The sequence below is a fragment of the Cupriavidus necator A5-1 genome (assembly GCF_000744095.1).
Lineage (GTDB): Bacteria > Pseudomonadota > Gammaproteobacteria > Burkholderiales > Burkholderiaceae > Cupriavidus > Cupriavidus necator_A.
The window spans coordinates 176,301-196,745 of the sequence record NZ_JQLI01000001.1; the positions used below are offsets into that span (position 1 = coordinate 176,301).

Here is a 20,445-nt window from a genome sequence, read left to right on the forward strand (position 1 = left end):
GGGGGTTTGCGAGAGATGCCACATAGGACGCTGTAGTGGGTGGCCTGAATTGACGGGGGGAAAATCAATCGCTCGGCGACGACGAACTGCCTGGAAATCCTGGTAGCCTCAATGTTGAGCAGGAAGTCCACCATGGGATCCATGACCTCGTAGGACAGGCTCACCGAGTATCGGAGACGGTTCATCTCAGGCCTCGCGTTAACGACGACCTGAAGAAAAAGAAAGAGATCCGGCCAGCGAAGGTCCCTGGGTAGCCAGTCAGCACCGATCTATGGCTGTTAACCTCCGCTCGGCATGTGGCCAGCGATCAGGTCAGGGCCCAGCGAGGACGATCCCACCGCAACTGAAGATCGGATGCGCCCAAAGAACAAGCCCTCGGCCGCATGACCGAGGGCATGGAAACATGAAGCTATCGTCCAGTGTGCCTATGCAAGCCGCAATTGGTTCCTCGGCGCTGCACTTGACTGGCTTTCGGCTACTCTCCCCACCCGCTCCGCATTTCCAAGGATCGTCAGCGCGTCGTCATCTATCGACGCAAATGGATCCACCGCCTCGAGAACCGGCAGTTTGCCGTGGATTTCCATTTCAGTGCAGTGCCAGCGGTGGACGACCGGTCCGCGTTAGTGGGCGCCGCAGGTGCGCGCGCAACGCCTGCCAGGCCATTTTGTAAGGGCGTTAGGACGGCATGCAACGGCCCCCTATACTGTTAGTTGTAGCGTCCTTGAAGCCGCGTGCTTTGGGTTCGCCTATCACTCGTTTCCGGGCCTTCCCCCTCGATGACGTCTTAGGACTGGTGACTCCTGAAGTCACTCACGGGGATTCCTGGAAATTTCATGCAAGATGCCACGCGGCGACCTCTGTTCGCCCACTCCCCCAGTAACCAAGGAAGCCGGTCGTTCGCCAAGATCGATGCAATGGATGTCCGGCGATTATTTGCCGAAAAACCGATCGCAAAGTTGATTTCCGCTTTCCTTGCTGCTCTTCCGTGTTTCAGGCTGGCCGAGCCGCGATCTCATCGTGACGATGATGCCGTAAAGATCCTCAGCAATGCGGGACGGATGGAAATGATTACCCGTTCGCGATGGAGGATCGGAGCCCACAGCGGTGGCGCTTTGTCACAACTGCCGCAGAACCTTGCAAGCAATGAAGGAAATATCGTGCCGAACAATCCTGCGAAGACCACCTACCGGGCCATTCCCGCCACGCGCCTGCTGCGCGACCGCCAGGTCGGCCAGTCGCCGAAGGGAAGCATCCAGCGATTTGGATTCATACGATTAGTGGCAACACAATGGCATCAGGCAGCCACGCTACTGATTGACTGGGATCGCGCTGTCAACGAAGGCTGGCCTAACCTGCGGTCACCATCCTGCCCCAGAGTCAAGGGGCTCTGGAGCCTGGGCCGCCTGGGCCGGAATCATTCCGCAAACATCCGCCGGTTCGCCGGAAGTGGAAATTGAGATTGAGTGAGGTAACACCATGCGTACGCTGCTGTATTTCAGGATGAAAGACGCCGTCACGGCGAGGCTGGCGCAAGCGCGATTAGGCGACTTGGCCGGTACATCAGCACTCGTCGCGGGACCGTGGTTCGTCCAGCGCGACAATCAGCCAGTTGACGGATTGCCGAAGATTGACCCCGGCCAGACTACGTATCGCGAAGAAGCAGCGATCACCGGGATTTTCGCGGGCGCGATCGTCGCCGCGCTGGTAATTTTCAGATACGGAGTCTCCGCCGGTACGGGCGCCACTGCCATTGCGTATGTTGGCGCTATCATGCTCGGCGCGATGATCGGCTGGTGGATCGGCGGATTGGTCGGCGCCAAGGTCGGCCGTCTCGGCCTGCGGCAGCAGAAAGCGCAAATGGCACCGGGCCAGTTGCTGATGATTGCCAGTTGCGACTCGAAATCCAAGGAATCCATGAAACAGTTTATCAACGAACTGGGCGGTGTCAGTATCGACGAGCACAGCGACTTGATGCCGAACTTCAGGTGGGTATGATTGCCGGAACGGATCTGCCGATGCGGTCCCGGAAATATACGGTACGCAGCTAGGAAAAGAGGGCCAGTCCGAACTGCCCCGAAAAAGTTGGACAGTTAAATCGCTAGGCGCCTAAGGGCTGAATCCTGTATTGCACGGAACTCAGCCCTTTTTGATTCAGCTTGATGCGATCGAGATTGAAGTGGATCTAGCCCATCTCGTTATACAGAAGTCATGATTCATCCCGCAGTGCTTGAATGGTGAGCGCGGCGTCCATGGTTCGCTGCGTGCCGATCCAGATCGTCTTGGCGGCGGGCTCACCATTGCTCTTCCGCCCAAGGAACCCCCCAAGGAAGCAACCAACCGGATCATCTGATTGAGTGTTACAGGTGTCTTCGGCTGGACCTTCTTGGCGAGCAGATATGCCCCCCGAATCTCGTCGGCGTCGAAGAACCGTGTCGGATGCAGATCCGGGCAGGTTCTGCCCAGTCGTATCAGTCTGGCAATGCGCCACGCCACCACCATATACAACGCCAAGGCCCGCCCCACACGATCCATGTGGGATAACTGCAGCGTTTCGACCTTGCAGCCGGTCTTCAGGACATGGAAGAACATCTCGATCTCCCATCGAGCGCGATACCAATCAATCAGCTCGATGATAGCATCGGCATCCTGCGTTTCCCGGGTCGTCAAGAACCGCCAAGCCACTGGCTTGACGCCCGCGGGCGCTCCGGTCTCCCTGGCCTCTACACAGGTGAGCGCCGGGCCGGCCAGACCTGGCAGCTTCACTCGTTGTGCGCAGTAGCTCCTGTTTGACCTGGCGCGCCTTCTGGCCTGCACGCCCTGGCAAGATAAAGGTGATTTCCCCAAGTACCGGGCTGGCGTCAACGCTATCCCACAACTTGCTCCCCTCACGAAGGTTGCGGTTGTACTGGCTGCGGATCAGCCAGTAAAGAAGGGGTTGTAGCACCTGCTTCCTGGTTGCCTCGAAAGTGGAGACCCTGAACCTGCATTTCGAGGCGCTCAACTATCAACCGGTTTGGGGTCGCCATCCTTAGTACTAGCGAAATGACCCCGTGCGCGCTCCGGATTGTGATGCGAGGCCCCACGCACTCGATGTCCCAGTTTTCGGAGCCCATCGCCCCCTATTAAGAAGCCCCAGAGATACGTTCCATCGGGGGTATATGCAATTGGTCATTGACGACCACGAACTATCCAAAATAGGTGTATGCTTAAACTTCACCCCCCTCTGCAATGGTTCGCACCCGGGAATTTTTGGCGCACCCACCGGGGAACACCATGTCAATCCCGCTCAGGTATGAGTCCACAGGCACAACGAGTAAGCACTCGTTCCAGTCTTCTCACAAGCTTTCCAAGACCGCACCACAACCAATTTCGCCGGCGCCGGGACCACCGGCTCTCGTCAAGGACGAGAGCTTCAAGTGGACGATGCCGGACGACCCGAAGGGCGATTACGCGTAGCGATTAAGCCGAAGCATGCAAAACCAAAAAGCCCCGCGCGGCGCAAGCCGGCGGGGCACGAGGCGTTTACTAGGGTTGCTCGTTCGAGAAAACGATCTCCCACCCTTCCAGACGCACCCACGTGATGAAAGCTCTGCTTCCTCACTTGCCCGAGGCCTTGGCCATGGGGCCCCAAGTGAGCTTTAGCCCGATCACAGCGCGTCGGGATCGCTGCGCCAATAGATTTTGGCGCCAGCCAGGCTTCGCCGACGTGTATATGAAGCCTGATTAATATTGTCGAATTGTCGCCCTGCCAGGGGGAGATTGATTTTTGGCGAACCTGTCCGCTGCCATAAAGGCCGGCCCCCACTTCTGCCGACCCCTGCCGGATTTTTTTAAGGGGTCTCTCCGTCCCTGACTGCATGCCGCGCTCGGGCCTTGGCTGCATGATTTTTTTTCGCGTCGTCCATGCTATGACTCGCTTTCACTCCTTCATCCTTGTCCGCTAACGCAGCCAATCTATGGTAGTAGGGAGGCTACTTGGCGAAGCTCATCTTCATCGAGATCTTCGATGGAAACCAGATGGTTGCTGGCTTCTTTGTGAGAACCTATAAGTTCATTTAACTTTAAATGCAAGGCGACGGAGTCTTTGTTCTGGCTTTGTTGAATCAGGAAAACCATAAGAAACGTGATAATCGTTGTTCCGGTGTTTATCACCAGTTGCCAGGTTTCGGAAAAATGGAATAGGGAGCCCGTTACCGCTGGTTTCATAGTGCGCATTTTCGCGCACATGACGTACACGGCGGCGGGTGCGGGCTGGCGCACACAGCCGAGTAAGCACGTCTCAGGGGCTGGATCGCATGCCTCGGAGCGGCAGGGGAAGGAAGAAGGGGCGACAGCAATCTTTCCACATCGGATTTCGGCCGATTCGCAGATGGCTTAAGACGGGCGCGATGGGAGACGGCCCCCGCCGTCCTCGACCAAGCGGACGGCGCATGCGGATTTCCGACGAGCCATCCCATGCACCAGTGCGCTGCTTGAACGGCGGCGAAAGGGAACGCGCCGGTCGTGGCCACACGACCGGCGCGGAGCTTGACGTTCAGGTCGAGCACGTCATTGCGGCCATGCAGGCGGCCGGCGTCAGGCGGCTGGTCGTGCCGTCGCTGGGCATCTACGACGAGGTGCCGGGCAAGTTCGGCGAGTGGAACAACGCCACCCTCGGCGAAGACCTGAAGCCGTTCCGCCATCAGGATCATCGAGTCACCGCAGCTGCACCTGCACGCCAACGTGGGCGTGAGCAAGCCCAATACCGACGGCGACAAGCACGGGTGGCGGCCACCGCCTCGGGAGTGAACGTGCTCAGCCGACCAGATCGCCGTTCGCGCCTGGGCAGAGTGCATCACGGCATAGGTCCGGTAACAGAGAAACCGGGTGTGCCTGGTCTTGGTGGTGACCGGCGGCTGGCCGTGCGCGAGAACGTGCGCGTAGTGGGCGCGAAAGCGATAGAATGCGACGCATCTCTTCGGGGGAAGCCCATGTCATTACCCTGCACTGCCAGCTATCGAGAGGTCTCGCTTAGTATCCGGGCGCGAGACGAGCGCGAGTTCGTTCCGCAAGGCAATGCGCAATACGCGGGCAAGCGACAATGAGGGCTGAAATGCAGGGTGATTTGCTGGAGCGTACCGCTGCTTTCCACAAAGCGGCCGTCGCGTGCATCGGCAATTCGCAGCCGCGCGAAGATAAGAGGGCGGTATCAGCCTATCAATGTGCGCTCATGTCGGTTGAGCATGCCACGGGAGCACTTGCCTTGCTCAGTATCGGCCTGCCGAATGCAGCCATGGCGCTGTTTCGTCCGCAGTTTGAGACATTGGTTCGGGGCGTCTGGCTTCTAGAAGCGGCTGACGAGAAGTGGGTTCTCCAGTATCACGAGCCACTGTCTCAGGATTCAGGGCGTGCAGCCGAAAACGCGCCGGGTGTGAACGCCATGTTCGACCAGCTCCTCAAGCTGGGCGAGCCGCGAGTACAGGGTGTTATCGCCAATCTTGACCAGTATCGCGCGCTGAACTGGAGTGCACTCAATAGCTTCACGCATGGCGGCATGCACCCAATGGCAAGATCCGGTGCCGGGTACACGGATGAGCTTGTTGACAACGTCATCCGCAACGCGAACGCGCTGGTCTGCTTGGCGGCGCAGATCGCAGCGCTGGTATCCGCCGACCCACAGGCATGCATGGTGCCCGTGCGAAAGCTGCATGAGGACTTCCGGGACTGCATACCACTTGCCTGAGACTTTACGCGGGCGGCTGGTCTGGCTGCGCTTTCGCGGATTTCGGCTTTGTGCGGGTCGCTGGCAAGCCCCTGCACCTTGCGTCGGTCGGCTCGGCTCATGGCTTTGAAATGTCCCTCTCCTCACCATGGCGCACAGAAAAGTAGGGGCGTACCCATTTCTGCGTGGTCTTTGCGCCGGGCCAACTTATGCAGCAATCGATGGGCCATGGCATTTCCTTGCAAGGAGGCCCGTGTGCTGCTTGTTTCTAGGGACGGAAGCAAGTGGGCTCTGCCTGGCGGGCGCCCGAGCAAAGAGGAGACATTCGCTGATGCAGCACGCCGAGAACTGGAGGAAGAGACGGCCTTGACCGCCCAAGGGGGTGGTGTTCTTGTTTCAGGTAATAGGCGCGACGACAGTGCATCACGTTTTCGGAGCAAACATTAGCAAAACTGCGGCCCCGAGGCCTAACAAGGAAATTGCGCGTTGTCAGTGGTTCTCACTCTTGGAGCTGGTCGAGACCGTCGTCAGTCCTGCGCCAAATCGTTGAGTTGGTTTTTCAGCTACACCGACGTTAGATGCTAGTGGCGGTAGTGGAGATCGTCGAAGCTGCGCTGTCACAGGCCCAATCGCAATTACGAAACAAGATATCGGCGCGGCAGGACAACTCTCTTTGGTCATTGCGCTGCAATCAATACAACCGGGAGGTAAGGCGAGCGAGCCAACCGCGCAACTCATCTGCGCGAATATCTTGAAACTTACCGCAGAGAACCAGGGCGAGATCCGACTGAAGCGTCCCGAGCACGGCTGCAGCGTCGGACAAGGTAATGCCTGCGGCTCTCATACATACCGTAATGTCTTTCACGATTTCCGCCTTGAGCGGAATTTCCTCAGCGTCCGCGAAGCCAAGCTGCGCGTAGACATTGGTCGGCCCATACTCGAATCGAAACATGTGGACCTCCTATGTTGTTGTTTTTGAACCTGGCCATCGAGCGCGCTGTACCAATACAGTGCCGGCTGAGGGCAGGATTATTGGTGCATACATTCGATAAGACAATCGGGGAAACACTAAGTCGCTTATGGCCACGGGTAGTTCACGGCTCCAAAGCGATTTCATCACCCCGTAACAAGGGCAAGGAACTGGTGGCAGCCAAGCTGGGCGTTTGAACGGCTGAGTTACGTGCGAGCGAACGACGCTTCATGGGCCGAAAGCGATCAAAGGCGTCAGACGGATGGATGGCATTTTCGCGGCATAGGAGACAGTCACCATCCGGCAACGGCGACCGGATGTCCGCGCGGAGGCCTTCCAAACGTCGCCTTCCCGACCTAGGCTGTCACCAGTGGAGGCAACAGCGAATTGCGCGGGCTTGGTCAAACACGCGCGAAGAGGGCTGGGAAAGCACATCTCACCGGCCGACCCAGTCGGGCTCATGCCCCGCGCCGCTACAGCTCGGCCTCGGCAATCGCGCCTGAATGCTCGGCCGGCGCCGCGATCCTGAAAACAGCCAGCCCACGCCGGTGCGCTCCCTGTGTGAGGGCCTGTGATCACCGCAGGGCAATGCCCGACGAGGCGATCACCGACGCGTATTTGGGCAGGTCGCGCGTGAGCGTGGCATCCAGTTCCTGCGCCGACGAGGCACGACCACATGTCCCGCGTCTTCCAACTGGCTGCGGGTTGTGGCGTCATGCAGGACCGCTGTCACATCGCGGTTGATGCGCTCGACCACGGCGGCCGGCGTTGCGGCGGGCGCAAGCAGGCCCTGCCAGCTCTCCACGGCAAAACCCGCCGCACCGGCCTCTGCCAGCGTGGGTACCTGCGGCAGCGCCCTGGAGCGGTAAGGCGTCGTGACCGCCAAGGCGGTGAGCTTGCCGGCGCGTACATAGTCTGTCACCGCCGCCAGCGTGATCAGCGTGGCGTCGATATGGCCGCCAAGCAGGTCGACCGTAGCCGGCGCACCGCCGGGGTACGGGATGTAGTTGACTTTCATGCCGACCTGGCGCGAAAGCATTTCATGCACGACGTGCGCGATGCCGCCATTGCCGGGTAGTCCCAGCGCCAGTTCGCCCGGCTTGCGGCGTGCCAGCGATACGTAATCCTGGAAGCTGCGCACGCCGAGATCGGGCCTGACCACCAGCACCTGCGGATTGACTACCGCCTTGGTGACGCCGCGGAAGGCGCAGCTGGTGTCATAGGGCAGGTTCCTGAACAGCGATGCATTGAGCGTTACGCCTTCGCCGCCGAGCAAGAGTACGTGGCCGTCGGGTTTTGCCTTGGCTACCTGCGACGCGCCGATGGTGCCGCTGGCACTGACGACATTGTCGACCACGACTGGTTGTTGCCATTTCTCGCTGAGCTTGGTGGCCAGCGTGCGCGCCAGCTTGTCGGCGCTGCCGCCGGGAGCGACCGGTACGACAATGCGCACGGGGCGCGAGGGATACACGGCGTCGGTGGCGAAGGCCGGCATGCAAGCGGCGGCCAGCGTGGCAGCGGAAAGACTCAGGGTGGCGCGAAGGAAGTTGCATCTATGTCGATGTGGCGGAAATGCATGCGCTTAATCATCAGGGCAGGCATTTCTCGGTGGCGGGGGCGCTGAACGTCACGGGCAGCAAGCAGGGCCATCCCGTGCTGATCCAGGCCGGCTCCTCCGGACCAGGCGCTGGCGGCCCGCCATGCCGACGTGGTGTTCACCGCCCAACAGGACCTGGAAGCGGCGCGTGACCTTGCCCAAGGGCTCAAGGCACAGGTCAGAGCGCAGGGCCGCAACCCGGCACATTGCCTGATCATGCGCGGGCTGATGCCGATCATCGGGCGCACCGAAGCCGAGGCGCACGACAAGCTCGCAGAACTGCAGTCGTTTACCGACCAGTCCAATGCTCTGGCCATCCTGAGCGAGCAACTGGCCGTCGATGTATCGGGCTACGACCTCGACAAGCCGCTGCCTCCGCTGGCGCCCGAGCAGGTGGTGCACAGCCGCAGCGCGCTGCTGTTGAGCTCGCCGAGGGGCGCCGGCTGACGTTGCGCCAGCTCTATCACCTGGTGGCCAGCGCTTGCGGCCACCAGATCGTGGTCGGGACTGCGGAACAGGTTGCGCAACACATGATGGACTGGATCGCCAGTGGTGCCGCAGACGGGTTCAACATCATGCCGGCGTACTTCCCCGGGGCTTCGAAGATTTCACGCGCAAGGTTGTGCCGATCCTCCAAGCGCGCGGTGCCTTCCGGCGCGAGTATGAGGCTGACACACTGCGCGGTAATCTTGGTCTGCCGGTGCCGCCCGGCGCTGCCCTCACGGCATCCTCATGAGATCCAGTTCGTATCGCGCCTGGCTTCTAAAACGCGGGTCGCGACACTCCACCTGCTGGGATCAGCGGGCACCGCTCGCAGAGCTAACGGTCCTCAGCAGCGGCTGCGCGCGGGGAATCAGTCGGGGGCGACAGCCACACGTACCTGCTTCAATGCCTGGAACGGTTCCAGCTGCGCTGCGGTGGCCGCCGCGTCGGTGATCAGCGTCCATGCGCGGTCTAGCGGCGTCCAGTGCTGCTGCTGTGCCCGGCCCAGCTTGGTGGCGTCGGCCAGCACGAAGATATCTGCCGCCTGGCGGATGATGCACTCCTTCAGGTAGGCCTGCTCCGCGCTGGCTTCGCACAATCCCACGCCCGCGACCACGCCGTCCGCGCCGAGGAACGCTTTGTCGACACTGATGCGCGACAGCGCCACCTGGGCCAGCGGGCCGAAGGTCCCCATGCTGGAAGGACGCACGTCGCCGCCGATCAGGGTCACGCGGATGCCGGGCAGGCCGGTCAGGGCGGTGACGGCCAGCAGGTTTGTGGTGTAGACATGGAGGTCCTCGCGTGCCCCCAGCTGCCGAGCCAGCGCAGCGGCCGTGGTGCCGCTGTCGAGCAACACGGCGTCGCCGTCCTGCACGAAGCTCGCCGCCATGCGGGCGATGGATTCCTTCTGCTCACGCTGCAGCGACTTGCGTTCCTCGAGCGAGGCCTCGGGCTCGTGGCCACCCACCTGCATCAGCGCGGCGGCACCGCCGTAGGTCCGCACAATGCGGCCCTCGCGGGCCAGCGCGGTCAGGTCGCGGCGCACCGTGGCCACGGAAACCCCAAGGCTGCCAGTCAGGTGTTCGACATTGGCGACCTCGCCCGAGAGCACGAGTTCGAGAATAGCGCGGCGGCGGTCGGCGGCTTTCATGGCTGGCGAAATCAAAATTGGGGATGTTCAACGATCCCCGATCTTACAGGAGCCGGCAGTCCCGGCAGCCCCGGCGTGCGCCGATGGCTCAGGCGCGGCGCGTGGCCAGCTCGGCGCCCTGGCGCAGCGCCTCAAGTAGGCTGCGTTCGTCGGCGATCCCCTTGCCGGCGATGTCGAACGCGGTGCCGTGATCTACCGACGTGCGGATGACCGGCAGGCCCACCGTGATATTGACGCCGGCCTCCAGGCCGAGCACCTTGACCGGCCCGTGGCCCTGGTCGTGGTACATCGCCACCACCAGATCGAAGTCACCGCGGCCGGCGCGATAGAACAGCGTGTCGGCGGGCAGCGGACCTTCCACGTCCCAGCCGCGCGCGCGCAAGGCCTCGACCGCCGGGATGATCTTTTCCTCCTCCTCGCCGTGGCCGAACAGGCCGTTCTCGCCGGCGTGCGGATTGATGCCGCACACGCCGATGCGCGGCGAGGCAATGCCAGCGCGCTGCAGCGTCTGATGGCCGCGCTCGATCGTGCGCTGGACCAGGCCCGGCTCGATCTTGCGGATGGCGTCGAGCAGGCCGATGTGCGTGGTGACGTGGATCACGCGCAGCTTCGGCGCCACCAGCATCATCGACACCTCCGGGGTGCCGGTCAGGTACGCCAGCATTTCCGTGTGGCCGGGAAACTTGTGACCACCCGCGTGCAGGGCTTCCTTGTTCAGTGGCGCTGTGCAGATCGCATCGATCTTCTCGTCGCGGGTCAGCGCCACCGCGCGCTCGATGTAGCGGAAGGCGGCATCGCCGGCGACGGCGGACAGCTTGCCGAAGGGCAGGTCTTCCGGGATCAGGCCCAGGTCGATGCAGTCGATGGTGCCGGACTGGAAGCGCGCTTCTTCCGGGGCCTGGATGGCGTGCACCTTAAGCGGGGAGCCGACGAGCCGGCCGGCCAGTTCCAGCCGGCGCGCGTCGCCGATGACGAGCGGGCGGCATTGCGCACGAACGCTGTCATGCGCGAGGCTCTTGACGATGACTTCGGGGCCGATGCCTGTGGCATCGCCCATGGTGATGCCGATGACGGGGAGGTAGTCGCTCATTTACGTATCTCTTGTCGAGTGTGGCGCGGCGCGCCGTCAGGCTGACGGCGCGCGGGATTCAGTCATAGCCTGCCACGCAAGCCACAGGGCGGCCTCGGAGCCGAATGCGCCGGCCTTGGTAGCAACGCGGCGCGCGGGCACGCCGGGCAGCGCAGGCGTGTCGGACAATGGCACACCGGGTTCGACTTCGCGCCGCAGTGCCAGGGCGCCGATGCCGGCCGCCGAGAGCATGGCCCGAGCCGTCTCGCCGCCGGTGGCGATCAGGCCGCGCGTATGCTGGAAGCCGGGCAAGGACAATTGCGCCAGCGCGGCGCTCAGGCGCGGCCCTTCGCCCGGGTCGAACGCGTCGTCGCGACCAATGCTGACCAGCAGGTCGCCGCCTGCCCGCAGGCATTCGGTGATCGATTGCTGCGCGGCGTCCCACTCAGCGTGGCCCGCACCTTCGCGCAGGATCCGCGGCGGGACCACCATCGATGGCATCCCGGTGCGTTCGCGCAGGCACGCGGCCTGTCGCCCGGAGATGCCCGAGAGGCTGCCGACCAGCGTCAGGACCGGGCCGCGCTCAGGGGCAGGCAGCGGCTGCGGCGCACCGCCCTCGAACAGGCATTGTGCAGCCAGCGCACGAGCCAGGCCGCCCGAGCCGACCCAGAATGCGGGGACGTCGAGCTGCGCCGTGGCCGCGGCCAGCGCCGCCAGGTCTTGCTCCGTCTGCGCATCGCAGACGACGGCCTGCACGCCTTCGCGCGCCAGTCCGGCGATGGTTAGCCGTAGGGCCACGTCACCCGCGCGCACCATGTCCAGCGGCAACAGGGTCGCCCGCAGCCCCTGCGCGGCCAGTAGCGCGACAAGGTCGGCACGTCCGGTAAGCCCTTCCAGGCGCCAGATGTCGGAGGCTTCCAGCGGCTGGCCGTTCACGAACATGCAGCCACCGGCCGTAGTGCGGCCAGTGGCCGGAAAGGCCGGCGCGACGATGGCGAGGCCCGCCAGCGGCGGCAGCGCGGCGGTTTCGACAGCCCAGTTGCCTCGCAACGTGGAATCGATCTTCTTGTATAGCCGCCGCCTGGCGCCCTGGCCGCGATGCCAGGCTTCGAGATTGCGCGCCGCCGCCTCCTGGTGCGCCATGCGGCGGCTGTCGATGTCGCAAGCCACTACGTCGGCCTGCGACAGGTCCGCGCCCGCGGGCGCCGCCTCCAGTGTTACGACGGTCCGGGCGCCAGACATGGCGTAGCCGATCGCGCAGTCGGCAGCGCCTGACAGGTCGTCGGCGATGATGAGCCAGCTCATGCGGCGGTCCTCACCACCGCCTCGGCCTCCTTGCCCGCCACGCGGCGGGCGACCCAGGCGGTCACCAATGGCGTCAGTACGGCGGTGACCACCACGCATGCGGCCACCAGGATCGTGGCGCTCTTGGCCGATTCGGCGTAGACCGGATTGGCCGCCGCGACCAGCGTCGGCACGGCGGCGGCATTGCCGGCGGTGCTGGCGGCCGCGACGCCTGCCACGCCCGTGCCGCCGGAGAGGCGGTCCGCGAAGTACAGCGCGCAGCCGGTGACGGCCACCACGGCGACGCCAAGTCCGAGGCCTAGCATGCCCGCCTGCCAGACCTTGTGCAGGTCCAGGCCGGCGCCGAGCGCCAGCGCGAAAAAGGGGATCATTACCGGCACGGCCTTGCCCAGGAAATCGCGCATCTCCCGATCCAGGTTGCCCAGCAGCATGCCCAGCATCAGTGGAAGGATGCTGCCGACCATCGTCGGCCACGGGAACGCGGACAGGCCGGCCACGCCTAGCGTCACCATCGTCAGGAAGGGGCCGGACTCCAGCGACATGATGCTGTAGGCGCCCACGTCCTCAGGCTTGCCGTACTGGCCCATCAGGGCCATGTACAGGCCACCGTTGGTGTCGTTCATCGCGGCCACCACGGCAAGCGTCGACAGGCCGGCGAATATGCCGGCACTGATCGGCGCCTCGCCCAGGAAGTGGCCCATGATCACGCCCAGCACAATGGCTGTGCCGACCTTGGTGCCGAACAGCACGCCGCCCTTCTTGAGGATGTACGGCGTGGCCTTGATGTTGATGCTTGCGCCCATGCAGACATAGAACACCGCGAGGATGGGCAGGGCGCCGGTAAAGAGCGCACCGGTGAACGATCCGAAGAACTTCGGCCCTTCCGGCGCGAACGTGGCAACGAGCGAACCGATCAGCAGCGGCACGATCATCATGCCGCCGGGCACACGCTCGACGGCGCGCTTGATGGAAATCTGCATGTCTGTCTCCTGCCGCTGGGTGCGGCCCTTGTATGTTTCGAGCAAACAAATGATCGAAGCGATCATTTGTTTGCAGGAGTGTAGATCAGCAAACTAGATTTGACCAGTTCAATCATAAATGTGATTGAAAAGATCAAATTCGTGCGAGAGGCGTGCGAGGAGCCTGTTGCCTGCCTAGAGGGATAGCGGAGCTCATATCGCTCAAGTGGTGTTGAGCCAACATGGATGAACTTAACTTGAATCAGGTAGCAAGAGCTGCCCGTTGCTGGAGCGGCTACCGGTCGGCAAACTGCTCAGGGACTAGCGACTGGTCACTGCATGCTGTCCCCGACATTGGGGACGGATCAACACCTGGCTTCGTGGTCCGGCTTGGCATCCCGTTCGTGATGAGCACGGCCTCGACGGTCGGCCTGGATGCCTTGTGCGAGGCGGCCGGCCCGGTGCGCTGGTTCCAGCTTTATATGCTGCAGGACCGGGGACTTGCCACGGCACTGCTCGCCCGCGTGCATGCGGCAGGCTTCTCTGTGCTGGAACTGACGGTCGATACCGCTGTAACCGGCCGCCGGGTACGCGATATCCGCAATGGCTTCACGCTGCCGTTCCAGTGGAACGCGCGCAAGCTGCTGGATGTGTCCCGACGCCCGCGCTGGGCGCTGCAGATGCTGCGCGCGGGGTCGCCGACGCTACGCCTGTTTGCCGAAGCCGTGGGCCGTGTCCCGAGCGGATCTACCATCACGGAAGTCATGCAGCAGCAGATCAGCAATGCATTCACCTGGGACGACCTTGCCTGGCTGCGTGCGCGATGGCCCGGCAAGCTGGTGCTGAAGGGCGTGGTGACCGCGGCGCAGACCCGCCGTGCTGTCGACGCCGGCGCCGACGGCGTGGTGGTGTCCAACCATGGTGGCAGGCAGCAGGACGGGGCGCGCTCCACCATCGAATGCCTGCCCTACGTGGTCGAAGCCGCCGCGGGCCGCCTGGAGGTGCTTGCCGACTGTGGCTTTCGAACCGGCGCGGATATCGCCAAGGCGATCGCGCTGGGCGCCGGCGCTGTCCAGGTCGGCCGCCCTGCGCTGTTCGGGCTGGCTGCGGGCGGCGGTGAGGCTGGTGTGTGCCAGGCCATCACTATCCTGGCCGATGAGTTTGATCGTGCGATGGCGATGACCGGGGCGACGTCGGTGGGATCACTGCGTGGGCGGGTCGAACCCGGCTCTATGGACGCGCCCTCAGATCGACGTTGAGCGCGCGCGGGCCAGGGGCTCGGCAATCCTCGATCGCGGTCCCACTATTTCCTGGGACACTTGATCCATGAGACTGTTTCTCTCCTTGGTCGCACGCGCGCCGCTGTGGCCAGGCGCGATTACAGCGCCGCGTCCTTCAGCTTCTTCATGGCACGCACCTTGACCTTCACGCTGGCCGGCTTTGCCGCAAACCATTGATCCTGGCCGGTGAACGGGTTCTTACCGAAGCGCTTCTTGGTGGCCGGGACCTGAATGGCCGACACCTTGAAGAGGCCCGGCAGGGTAAATTCGCCGGCGCCCTTTTTGTGGATGGCGTTCACCATGGTGTTTTCCAGGTGGGTAAGCACCGTCTGAACAGTCTTCTTGTCCAGTTCGGTCTGGGCGACCAGGTGTGCCAGTAGGCTGGACTTGGTGAACGTGTCCTTCAGCGGCTTGACGATCGGGGCGGCCGCGGCAGCCTTTTTGGCCGGAGCGGCCTTCTTTGCCGGGGCAGCCTTCTTTGCTGCGGACTTCGTTGCAGTCTTTGCTACAGGTTTTGCTTTCGTGGCCATAGTCGTGTCTGGTTAAAAATGCGCGCCTGCAAGGGAGCGTGCGCCGCACCGCCGAAGAATAGCAAAAGCAGACGCGCCAGCAATAGTGAGAAGCGCTTAAACGCCGGCATTTTCAAGGGCTATTGCGCTGTTGCAACGTCAGATGGCAGCGATGGTGGCGGCAATGCGGTCGCACGTGCGATTGCTGGCTAGGCCCAGCATCTGACTGACCTCGTCTCGCGCGCGGCCGGCAAGCAGCTGACGCCGGCAGAAGGTATTGCGCAGCGTGCGTGGGCTTGGCTCGGCGCCGGAGAAGTGCGATCGCTTCCAGCGCGGTGGCCACGATCCGGCCAAAACTCATGTCCGTGATGTGTCGACCATCCGGGGTAAGCGTGAAAAGCAGGCCGCCCTCGATGGAGAGGGGTGCGCGCGGCCGGGCGCGCCAGGCACGAAGCAGCGGTACGGCGAAGTCGCCCAGATGGACCGTGCGGGCGTCCCGTGGTCCGTGTGCCTGCACGAAGAGGTAGGGCGGATTCGCGTCCGGATACAGATCAACCAGCCGCGCGGCGGCCGGGTTTTCCAGCCGCACGCCGGCGAAGACCAGATGCCGGCATAGGCGGTCCAGCAGTTTCACGTACCGCATGTGGGTCGCCGGTGAGTACGACCTGGCGTCGGGCGTCTGCCAAAAAGCCTCGATGTCGGCGGAGCCAAATGAAGCAATGGTTGCGCCCCTGGCCACCAGGTGTCGGCGAAAGTGCTCGAACTTGGTGCTGGACGATTACCGGGGAGCAAGCCCCGCTCGCGGGGCCTTCATTGCGGCTCGCTCAGGCGAGGGCGGGGTAGTCGATATACCCTTCCGCGCCAGGGTGATAGAAGGTGTCCGGCCGCGGCGCGTTGAGCGACGCGTCCAGCTCAAGCCGGCGCGGCAGGTCCGGATTGGCGATGAACAGTTGGCCAAACGCTACGGCATCCGCCTCACCCGCGGCGAGCAAGGCTTCGGCGGTTTGCTTGGTCATCTTCTCGTTGGCAATATAGACGCCGCCGAACGCCGCCTTCAGCGCGGGTCCGAGGCGGCCGTCGCCCAGCGCCTCGCGCGAGCAGATGAAGGCGATGCCGCGCTTGCCGAGTTCGCGGGCCACATAACCGAAGGTCGCGGCCGGATCGGAATCCCCCATCGAATGCGCATCGCCGCGCGGGGCCAGGTGCACACCGACACGGCTGGCGCCCCACACTTCGATGCAGGCGTCGGTGACTTCGAGCAGCAGCCGCGCACGATTCTCGATCGGGCCGCCGTAGGCGTCAGTGCGCTGGTTGGTGCTGTCCTGCAGGAACTGGTCGAGCAGGTAGCCGTTGGCGCCATGGACTTCCACGCCGTCGAAACCCGCCGCCTTGGCGTTCTGCGCGCCGCGGCGGTAGGCCGCGACCACGCCGGCGATCTCGTCGGTTTCCAACGCGCGGGGTGTCACATAGGCGCGCTTCGGGCGCACCAGGCTCACATGGCCTTCGGCGGCAATTGCGCTCGGGGCGACCGGAAGTTCACCATCCAGGAAGACGGGATCGGAGATCCGGCCGACGTGCCACAGCTGCAGCATGATGCGGCCGCCGGCAGCATGGACCGCCTCGGTGACCTGCTTCCAGCCGGCCACCTGTTCATCGGTCCAGATGCCGGGCGTGTCGGCATAACCCACGCCTTGCGGCGTCACCGCCGTGGCCTCGGAGATGATCAGCCCGGCGGAGGCCCGCTGGACGTAGTACTCGGCCATCATGGCATTCGGCACGCGGCCGCCGCCGACCGCGCGCGAACGCGTCAGCGGCGCCATGATGATGCGGTTGGGCAGGTCGAGATCGCCGACACGGATGGGATCGAAGAGAGTGGGCATGGGATTCGCCTTTGTTGTCGAGGTTGAACCGCGCACGATCGGTGCGCAATGGCATGGCGCCGTGTAATCCGCGGCGCAGGTTGTTTAAAGGTCCTGGTGGACGTGTTCGAGGAAGGCCTGGATGGTCTCCTCGTCGCGCTTGAAGAAGACCCACTGTCCGATGCGTTTGGAACTGATCAGGCCGGCGCGCTGCAGCGTTGCCAGATGCGCGGAAACGGTTGATTGCGATAGACCAACCTGCGCGTCGATCAGCCCGGCGCAGACGCCCAGGTCGAGCGGATATTCCTGCGCCGAGAAGTACGCTTCCGGCGTTCGCAACCATGACAGGATGTTCCGCCGCACGGGGTTCGCCAGGGCCTTGTGAATCGCGTCCACATCGAGCGCCGGCTTGACGGAGGGCGTGGCGGGGCGCTGTTTCGGTTTCTCACGAACCATATATCGTGCTTTCTTCAAATTAATATCGGCATTGTACGATATTTATCTCTGGCACGTTGCACGTCGAACGATGGGCAGCCGGCGACGAGGTCGCCGCCGAACGGCCTGCGGCCCATTGCAGGCGGCCTTGGCTACGCACTAGATTACTGTCCTCGCGCGTGGCCGGAAACGCCTGGTCGCTGCAGCCCGTAGTGGCCGCGCAGGGTCCGCGCGTCATACTCATAACGGAACAGTCCCCTGCGCTGCAGGATCGGCACGACGTGCTCGGCAAAATCGTCGAGGTGAGCCGGCAGTACCGGTGGCATGACGTTGAACCCATCCGCGGCCCCACTCACGACCCAGTCTTCGATCGTATCGGCGATGCGCTGCGGAGATCCCGCGATGGTGTAATGCCCGCGGGCGCCGGCCAGCTTGTAAAGCAGTTCGCGCAACGTCGGCCTCTCGCGCTCCACCAGCGCGGTGATGACCGCTGCGCGGCTCTGGGCCGCCTGCACCGTGGCGGGGTCGGGAAAGTCCTGCACCGACAGCGTCTGGTCCAGGTCAAGGTGGGAGAAGTCGTAGCCGCCGAAGCGGTTCGACAGTCGCGCAAGGCCCACGGAAGGCGCGGTCAGCGCATTCAGTTCGTCCCAATGTCGCTGCGCTTCCGCGTCGGTCGATCCGATCACGGGGCTGATGCCGGGCAGAATGATGATCTGGTCCGGGTTGCGCCCGATGAGACGCGCCTTCTCCTTAAGCTCCCGGTAGAAGCTGATGGCGGTTTCCTTCTGTAGGTGCGCGGCGAAGACGGCCTCCGCGTAGCGGGCTGCGAAAGCCTTGCCTGCCTCGGATGACCCCGCCTGCACCAGGACCGGCCGTCCCTGCGGTCCGCGCGGGAGGTTGAGCGGGCCGGCGACGCGATGGAAGGGGCCGACATGGTCGACCGGGCGCACGCGTTCCGGGCGGACATATTCGCCGCTGACCGGATCGTCGACGATTGCGTTGTCATCCCAGCTGTCCCACAGCTTCGTGACAGCTTCCAGGAAGTCGTGCGCGCGCGCATAGCGTTCCGCGTGCGGCGGCTGCGTCTCCAGGCCAAAGTTGCGGTTGGCGCCCTGCACCCACGATGTCACGATATTCCAGCCGACCCGCCCGCCGCTGAGATGATCGAGCGAGGCAAACTGGCGCGCGAGGTTGAACGGCTCGGAATAGGTCGTCGATGCGGTGGCGATCAGGCCGATCCGCTGCGTGGCCCGGGCCAGCGCCGCGACCGCCGTCAGCGGCTCCAGCGCGCCGCCCGCGACATGTTCGATGCCGTCGCCGAGCGCGAGCGCATCGGCCAGGAATACCGAATCAAAGCAGCCGGCCTCGGCCGTGCGTGCCAGGCGCTCGCAATAGGTGATATCCGTCAGCGCCTGCCGCGTTGCGCGCGGATGGCGCCAGCCGGCTTCATGGTGGCCACGGCCGTGGATGAAGAGGTTAAGGTGAAGGCGCTTCTTGGTCATGAACGGAATGAGGCTTGTCAGGCAACGGGTGGGCCTACGCGACGATCTCGACGCCGAGCGCGGCGAGCAACTCGTCTCGCAGTTGGTCGTAGGCGTGGCCGTGGCTCTTGCGTGGGTGGGAAAGCAGGATGCGCCGGTCGACGCTGATACGGCCGGCGTCCATCACCATGACGCGATCCGCGAGCAGCAGGGCTTCGTCCACGTCATGCGTGACCAGCACCACTGCCGGCCGGTGCTGGCGGATCACTTCGTGCAGCAGTTGCTGCATCTTCAGCCGGGTCAGCGCATCCAGTGCCCCGAACGGCTCGTCGGCAAGCAGCAGCGCAGGCTTGCGTACCAGCGAGCGCGCCAGGGCAACCCGCTGCTGCTCGCCGCCGGACAGCGTTACCGGCCAGGCGTCTTCGCGCCCGGCGAGGCCCACGTTGGCAAGCGCGGTGCGCGCCCGGACGGCGGCGTCCGCCTCGTGCAGTCCCAGCTTCACGTTGCGCAGGACCGGCTCCCATGGCAGCAACCGCGAGTCTTGGAACAGCACGGAACGCGCCTGCGGTACCCTGAGCCGGCCTTCTCCGGCGACATCCGCATCCAGCTGGGCCAGCGCGCGCAGCAGCGTGCTCTTGCCCGAGCCGCTCTTGCCGATCAGCGCGACGAATTCGCCCGGTTCGATATGGAAGCTGAGATTGTCCAATACCACGCGATCACCATAGCGACGCGTCAGGTGTTCGACTTCGATGCCAGCGCTGCTCATGATCCGATCGCCCTGCGGTACGACAACGCCTTGCGCTGCCACAGCCGGACCAGCAGGTCGGAGCTAAGGCCGAGCAGGGCATAGAGGAGCAGGCCGACGACGATGACATCGGTCTGGCCGTAGTCGCGCGCACGATTCATCAGGTAGCCGATGCCTTCGGTGGTGTTGATCTGCTCCAGCACCACCAGCGCCGCCCAGCAGGTGGTCACGGCGAGCCGCAGGCCGGTGAAGAATCCCGGCAGGGCGCCCGGCAGCGCCACCCGGCGGATAAACTCGGTACGCGACAGGCCCACGCTTTGCGCCAGTTCGACATAGCGGATGTCGAGCCCGCGCAAGCCCGCGTGGGTGTTGATGTAGATCGGCACCAGCACGCTAGCGGCGATCAGCGTGACCTTCATCGACTCACCGATGCCGAGCCAGAGGATGGCCAGCGGGATGAGCGCCAGCGTCGGTACCGCGCGCTTGATCTGGATCAGGCTATCGAAGCAGGCCTCGCCCCAGCGGCTCAGCCCGGATAGCAACGCCAGTCCCACGCCAACGGCCACGCCGGACAGCAGCCCCGCGTAGGCCCGCTGCGCGGACGCCCACAGATGCGGCCACAGTGTGCCGTCGCTCAGCAGCCGGAAGGCGGTCTCGGCCGCCGTGGACGGCGCCGCAAGCAGCCGAGGGGGCAACACGCCGGCACGTGAGGCAAGTTCCCAGGCGAACAGCACGAACAGCGGGCCGACCATCAGGCCCCAACCGCCGAGGCGGCCCGGCACCAGCCTGGGTGGCCGGGAGCGCCGCGTCGCGACGGTGTCGCGCGGCGCAGTTGCCGCAGACGTGGCTAACCAAGGCGCTTGCGGGCGTGTGCCGGCAGTGGAAGGAAGCGGGGAGGGCAT

20 protein-coding genes and 3 pseudogenes are annotated in these 20,445 nt (G+C 64.0%); 7 read left to right on the plus strand and 16 right to left on the minus strand.

Features of this window, described 5'->3' with window-relative positions:
* The first annotated feature begins 833 nt into the window (after window positions 1–833).
* Both K307_RS47220 and K307_RS00885 read left to right on the plus strand, forming a co-directional pair.
* A complete protein-coding gene (locus K307_RS47220; protein WP_155301016.1) occupies window positions 834–1,457 on the plus strand; it encodes a hypothetical protein in 624 nt (207 codons plus the stop codon).
* A gap of 19 nt (window positions 1,458–1,476) precedes the next feature.
* The gene (locus K307_RS00885) at window positions 1,477–1,995 is read left to right on the plus strand and encodes a hypothetical protein (protein WP_042875743.1); all 519 of its coding nucleotides are present in this window, start codon (window positions 1,477–1,479) and stop codon (window positions 1,993–1,995) included.
* Window positions 1,996–2,098: 103 nt separating this feature from the next.
* On the opposite strand, the gene K307_RS50785 is transcribed toward K307_RS00885, so the two are convergent.
* The 3 genes and pseudogenes from K307_RS50785 to K307_RS45020 all read right to left on the minus strand — a co-directional run.
* Window positions 2,099–2,182 carry an IS3 family transposase gene (locus K307_RS50785; RefSeq protein ID WP_419187133.1) on the minus strand — a complete coding sequence of 28 codons (84 nt, stop codon included), beginning with the start codon at window positions 2,180–2,182 and terminating at the stop codon, window positions 2,099–2,101.
* Window positions 2,183–2,206: 24 nt separating this feature from the next.
* Window positions 2,207–2,953 (minus strand): annotated as a pseudogene (locus K307_RS00890) (IS4 family transposase); the annotation flags it as partial.
* 877 nt (window positions 2,954–3,830) lie between these two features.
* Window positions 3,831–4,197: pseudogene (locus K307_RS45020) on the minus strand (low affinity iron permease family protein); the annotation flags it as partial.
* Window positions 4,198–4,430: 233 nt separating this feature from the next.
* On the opposite strand from K307_RS45020, the gene K307_RS48780 reads away from it, so the two are divergent.
* From K307_RS48780 to K307_RS48785, 3 genes are all read left to right on the plus strand, one after another.
* Window positions 4,431–5,084 (plus strand): NAD(P)H-binding protein, encoded by a 654-nt coding sequence (locus tag K307_RS48780; RefSeq protein WP_230625389.1) that lies wholly within the window; start codon window positions 4,431–4,433, stop codon window positions 5,082–5,084.
* An 8-nt stretch (window positions 5,085–5,092) separates the two neighbouring features.
* Window positions 5,093–5,722 (plus strand): DUF6988 family protein, encoded by a 630-nt coding sequence (locus K307_RS00895; protein WP_155301018.1) that lies wholly within the window; start codon window positions 5,093–5,095, stop codon window positions 5,720–5,722.
* Window positions 5,723–5,929: 207 nt separating this feature from the next.
* Window positions 5,930–6,148: an NUDIX domain-containing protein gene (locus K307_RS48785; protein ID WP_230625390.1), complete on the plus strand. Its 219-nt coding sequence runs from the start codon at window positions 5,930–5,932 to the stop codon at window positions 6,146–6,148.
* Between the two features lie 244 nt (window positions 6,149–6,392).
* Here the strand turns inward: K307_RS48785 and K307_RS00900 are convergent, their stop codons facing one another.
* The gene (locus K307_RS00900; RefSeq protein WP_042875745.1) at window positions 6,393–6,653 is read right to left on the minus strand and encodes an XRE family transcriptional regulator; all 261 of its coding nucleotides are present in this window, start codon (window positions 6,651–6,653) and stop codon (window positions 6,393–6,395) included.
* A gap of 593 nt (window positions 6,654–7,246) precedes the next feature.
* Window positions 7,247–8,166, minus strand: a pseudogene (locus tag K307_RS00905) (tripartite tricarboxylate transporter substrate-binding protein).
* A 216-nt stretch (window positions 8,167–8,382) separates the two neighbouring features.
* Between K307_RS00905 and K307_RS44035 the strand changes: the two are divergent.
* Entirely contained in the window at window positions 8,383–8,715 is a 333-nt protein-coding gene (locus K307_RS44035) for an LLM class flavin-dependent oxidoreductase (RefSeq protein WP_051974544.1), read from the plus strand.
* A gap of 406 nt (window positions 8,716–9,121) precedes the next feature.
* Here the strand turns inward: K307_RS44035 and K307_RS00915 are convergent, their stop codons facing one another.
* The 4 genes from K307_RS00915 to K307_RS00930 all read right to left on the minus strand — a co-directional run bounded on the left by K307_RS00915 (window position 9,122) and on the right by K307_RS00930 (window position 13,255).
* Entirely contained in the window at window positions 9,122–9,901 is a 780-nt protein-coding gene (locus K307_RS00915; protein WP_042875747.1) for a DeoR/GlpR family DNA-binding transcription regulator, read from the minus strand.
* Window positions 9,902–9,989: 88 nt separating this feature from the next.
* Entirely contained in the window at window positions 9,990–10,991 is a 1,002-nt protein-coding gene (pdxA, locus tag K307_RS00920; protein WP_042875749.1) for a 4-hydroxythreonine-4-phosphate dehydrogenase PdxA, read from the minus strand.
* A 36-nt stretch (window positions 10,992–11,027) separates the two neighbouring features.
* Complete coding sequence (dtnK, locus tag K307_RS00925; RefSeq protein ID WP_042875751.1) at window positions 11,028–12,275, minus strand: D-threonate kinase; 1,248 nt, start codon at window positions 12,273–12,275, stop codon at window positions 11,028–11,030.
* Window positions 12,272–13,255: a 2-keto-3-deoxygluconate permease gene (locus K307_RS00930; protein ID WP_042880990.1), complete on the minus strand. Its 984-nt coding sequence runs from the start codon at window positions 13,253–13,255 to the stop codon at window positions 12,272–12,274. Before K307_RS00930 ends, dtnK begins: the two co-directional genes overlap by 4 nt.
* A 221-nt stretch (window positions 13,256–13,476) precedes the next feature.
* Here K307_RS00930 and K307_RS00935 point away from each other — a divergent pair, with 221 nt between their 5' ends.
* Entirely contained in the window at window positions 13,477–14,493 is a 1,017-nt protein-coding gene (locus tag K307_RS00935; protein ID WP_268989161.1) for an alpha-hydroxy acid oxidase, read from the plus strand.
* A 119-nt stretch (window positions 14,494–14,612) separates the two neighbouring features.
* On the opposite strand, the gene K307_RS00940 is transcribed toward K307_RS00935, so the two are convergent.
* From K307_RS00940 to K307_RS00970, 7 genes are all read right to left on the minus strand, one after another.
* Entirely contained in the window at window positions 14,613–15,044 is a 432-nt protein-coding gene (locus K307_RS00940; RefSeq protein WP_042875753.1) for an HU family DNA-binding protein, read from the minus strand.
* Between the two features lie 112 nt (window positions 15,045–15,156).
* On the minus strand, window positions 15,157–15,666 hold the full coding sequence (locus K307_RS45035; RefSeq protein ID WP_230625391.1) for a hypothetical protein: 510 nt from the start codon (window positions 15,664–15,666) through the stop codon (window positions 15,157–15,159).
* 181 nt (window positions 15,667–15,847) lie between these two features.
* Window positions 15,848–16,903, minus strand: coding sequence for an alkene reductase (locus K307_RS00950; RefSeq protein ID WP_042875755.1), 1,056 nt, complete (start codon window positions 16,901–16,903; stop codon window positions 15,848–15,850).
* 84 nt (window positions 16,904–16,987) lie between these two features.
* Window positions 16,988–17,338 (minus strand): ArsR/SmtB family transcription factor, encoded by a 351-nt coding sequence (locus K307_RS00955; RefSeq protein ID WP_051974548.1) that lies wholly within the window; start codon window positions 17,336–17,338, stop codon window positions 16,988–16,990.
* 143 nt (window positions 17,339–17,481) lie between these two features.
* Window positions 17,482–18,819, minus strand: a complete 1,338-nt coding sequence (locus K307_RS00960) for an LLM class flavin-dependent oxidoreductase (protein WP_042875757.1) — start codon at window positions 18,817–18,819, stop codon at window positions 17,482–17,484.
* 34 nt (window positions 18,820–18,853) lie between these two features.
* On the minus strand, window positions 18,854–19,564 hold the full coding sequence (locus K307_RS00965) for an ABC transporter ATP-binding protein (RefSeq protein ID WP_042875758.1): 711 nt from the start codon (window positions 19,562–19,564) through the stop codon (window positions 18,854–18,856).
* Window positions 19,561–20,445 carry an ABC transporter permease gene (locus tag K307_RS00970; RefSeq protein ID WP_051974549.1) on the minus strand — a complete coding sequence of 295 codons (885 nt, stop codon included), beginning with the start codon at window positions 20,443–20,445 and terminating at the stop codon, window positions 19,561–19,563. Before K307_RS00970 ends, K307_RS00965 begins: the two co-directional genes overlap by 4 nt.

Excerpts from the sequence above, each read along its gene's own strand:
- K307_RS00955 (WP_051974548.1), bottom strand. The coding sequence starts at position 17,338 with ATGGTTCGTGAGAAACCGAAACAGCGCCCCGCCACGCCCTCCGTCAAG.
- K307_RS00930 (WP_042880990.1), bottom strand. The coding sequence starts at position 13,255 with ATGCAGATTTCCATCAAGCGCGCCGTCGAGCGTGTGCCCGGCGGCATG.
- K307_RS47220 (WP_155301016.1), top strand. The coding sequence starts at position 834 with ATGCAAGATGCCACGCGGCGACCTCTGTTCGCCCACTCCCCCAGTAAC.
- pdxA (WP_042875749.1), bottom strand. The coding sequence starts at position 10,991 with ATGAGCGACTACCTCCCCGTCATCGGCATCACCATGGGCGATGCCACA.
- K307_RS00950 (WP_042875755.1), bottom strand. The coding sequence starts at position 16,903 with ATGCCCACTCTCTTCGATCCCATCCGTGTCGGCGATCTCGACCTGCCC.
- K307_RS00885 (WP_042875743.1), top strand. The coding sequence starts at position 1,477 with ATGCGTACGCTGCTGTATTTCAGGATGAAAGACGCCGTCACGGCGAGG.
- K307_RS48785 (WP_230625390.1), top strand. The coding sequence starts at position 5,930 with ATGGCATTTCCTTGCAAGGAGGCCCGTGTGCTGCTTGTTTCTAGGGAC.
- K307_RS45035 (WP_230625391.1), bottom strand. The coding sequence starts at position 15,666 with ATGCGGTACGTGAAACTGCTGGACCGCCTATGCCGGCATCTGGTCTTC.
- K307_RS48780 (WP_230625389.1), top strand. The coding sequence starts at position 4,431 with ATGCGGATTTCCGACGAGCCATCCCATGCACCAGTGCGCTGCTTGAAC.
- K307_RS00900 (WP_042875745.1), bottom strand. The coding sequence starts at position 6,653 with ATGTTTCGATTCGAGTATGGGCCGACCAATGTCTACGCGCAGCTTGGC.
- K307_RS00940 (WP_042875753.1), bottom strand. The coding sequence starts at position 15,044 with ATGGCCACGAAAGCAAAACCTGTAGCAAAGACTGCAACGAAGTCCGCA.
- K307_RS00965 (WP_042875758.1), bottom strand. The coding sequence starts at position 19,564 with ATGAGCAGCGCTGGCATCGAAGTCGAACACCTGACGCGTCGCTATGGT.
- K307_RS00915 (WP_042875747.1), bottom strand. The coding sequence starts at position 9,901 with ATGAAAGCCGCCGACCGCCGCCGCGCTATTCTCGAACTCGTGCTCTCG.
- K307_RS00960 (WP_042875757.1), bottom strand. The coding sequence starts at position 18,819 with ATGACCAAGAAGCGCCTTCACCTTAACCTCTTCATCCACGGCCGTGGC.
- K307_RS00895 (WP_155301018.1), top strand. The coding sequence starts at position 5,093 with ATGCAGGGTGATTTGCTGGAGCGTACCGCTGCTTTCCACAAAGCGGCC.
- dtnK (WP_042875751.1), bottom strand. The coding sequence starts at position 12,275 with ATGAGCTGGCTCATCATCGCCGACGACCTGTCAGGCGCTGCCGACTGC.
- K307_RS00935 (WP_268989161.1), top strand. The coding sequence starts at position 13,477 with ATGGATGAACTTAACTTGAATCAGGTAGCAAGAGCTGCCCGTTGCTGG.
- K307_RS00970 (WP_051974549.1), bottom strand. The coding sequence starts at position 20,445 with ATGCCCTCCCCGCTTCCTTCCACTGCCGGCACACGCCCGCAAGCGCCT.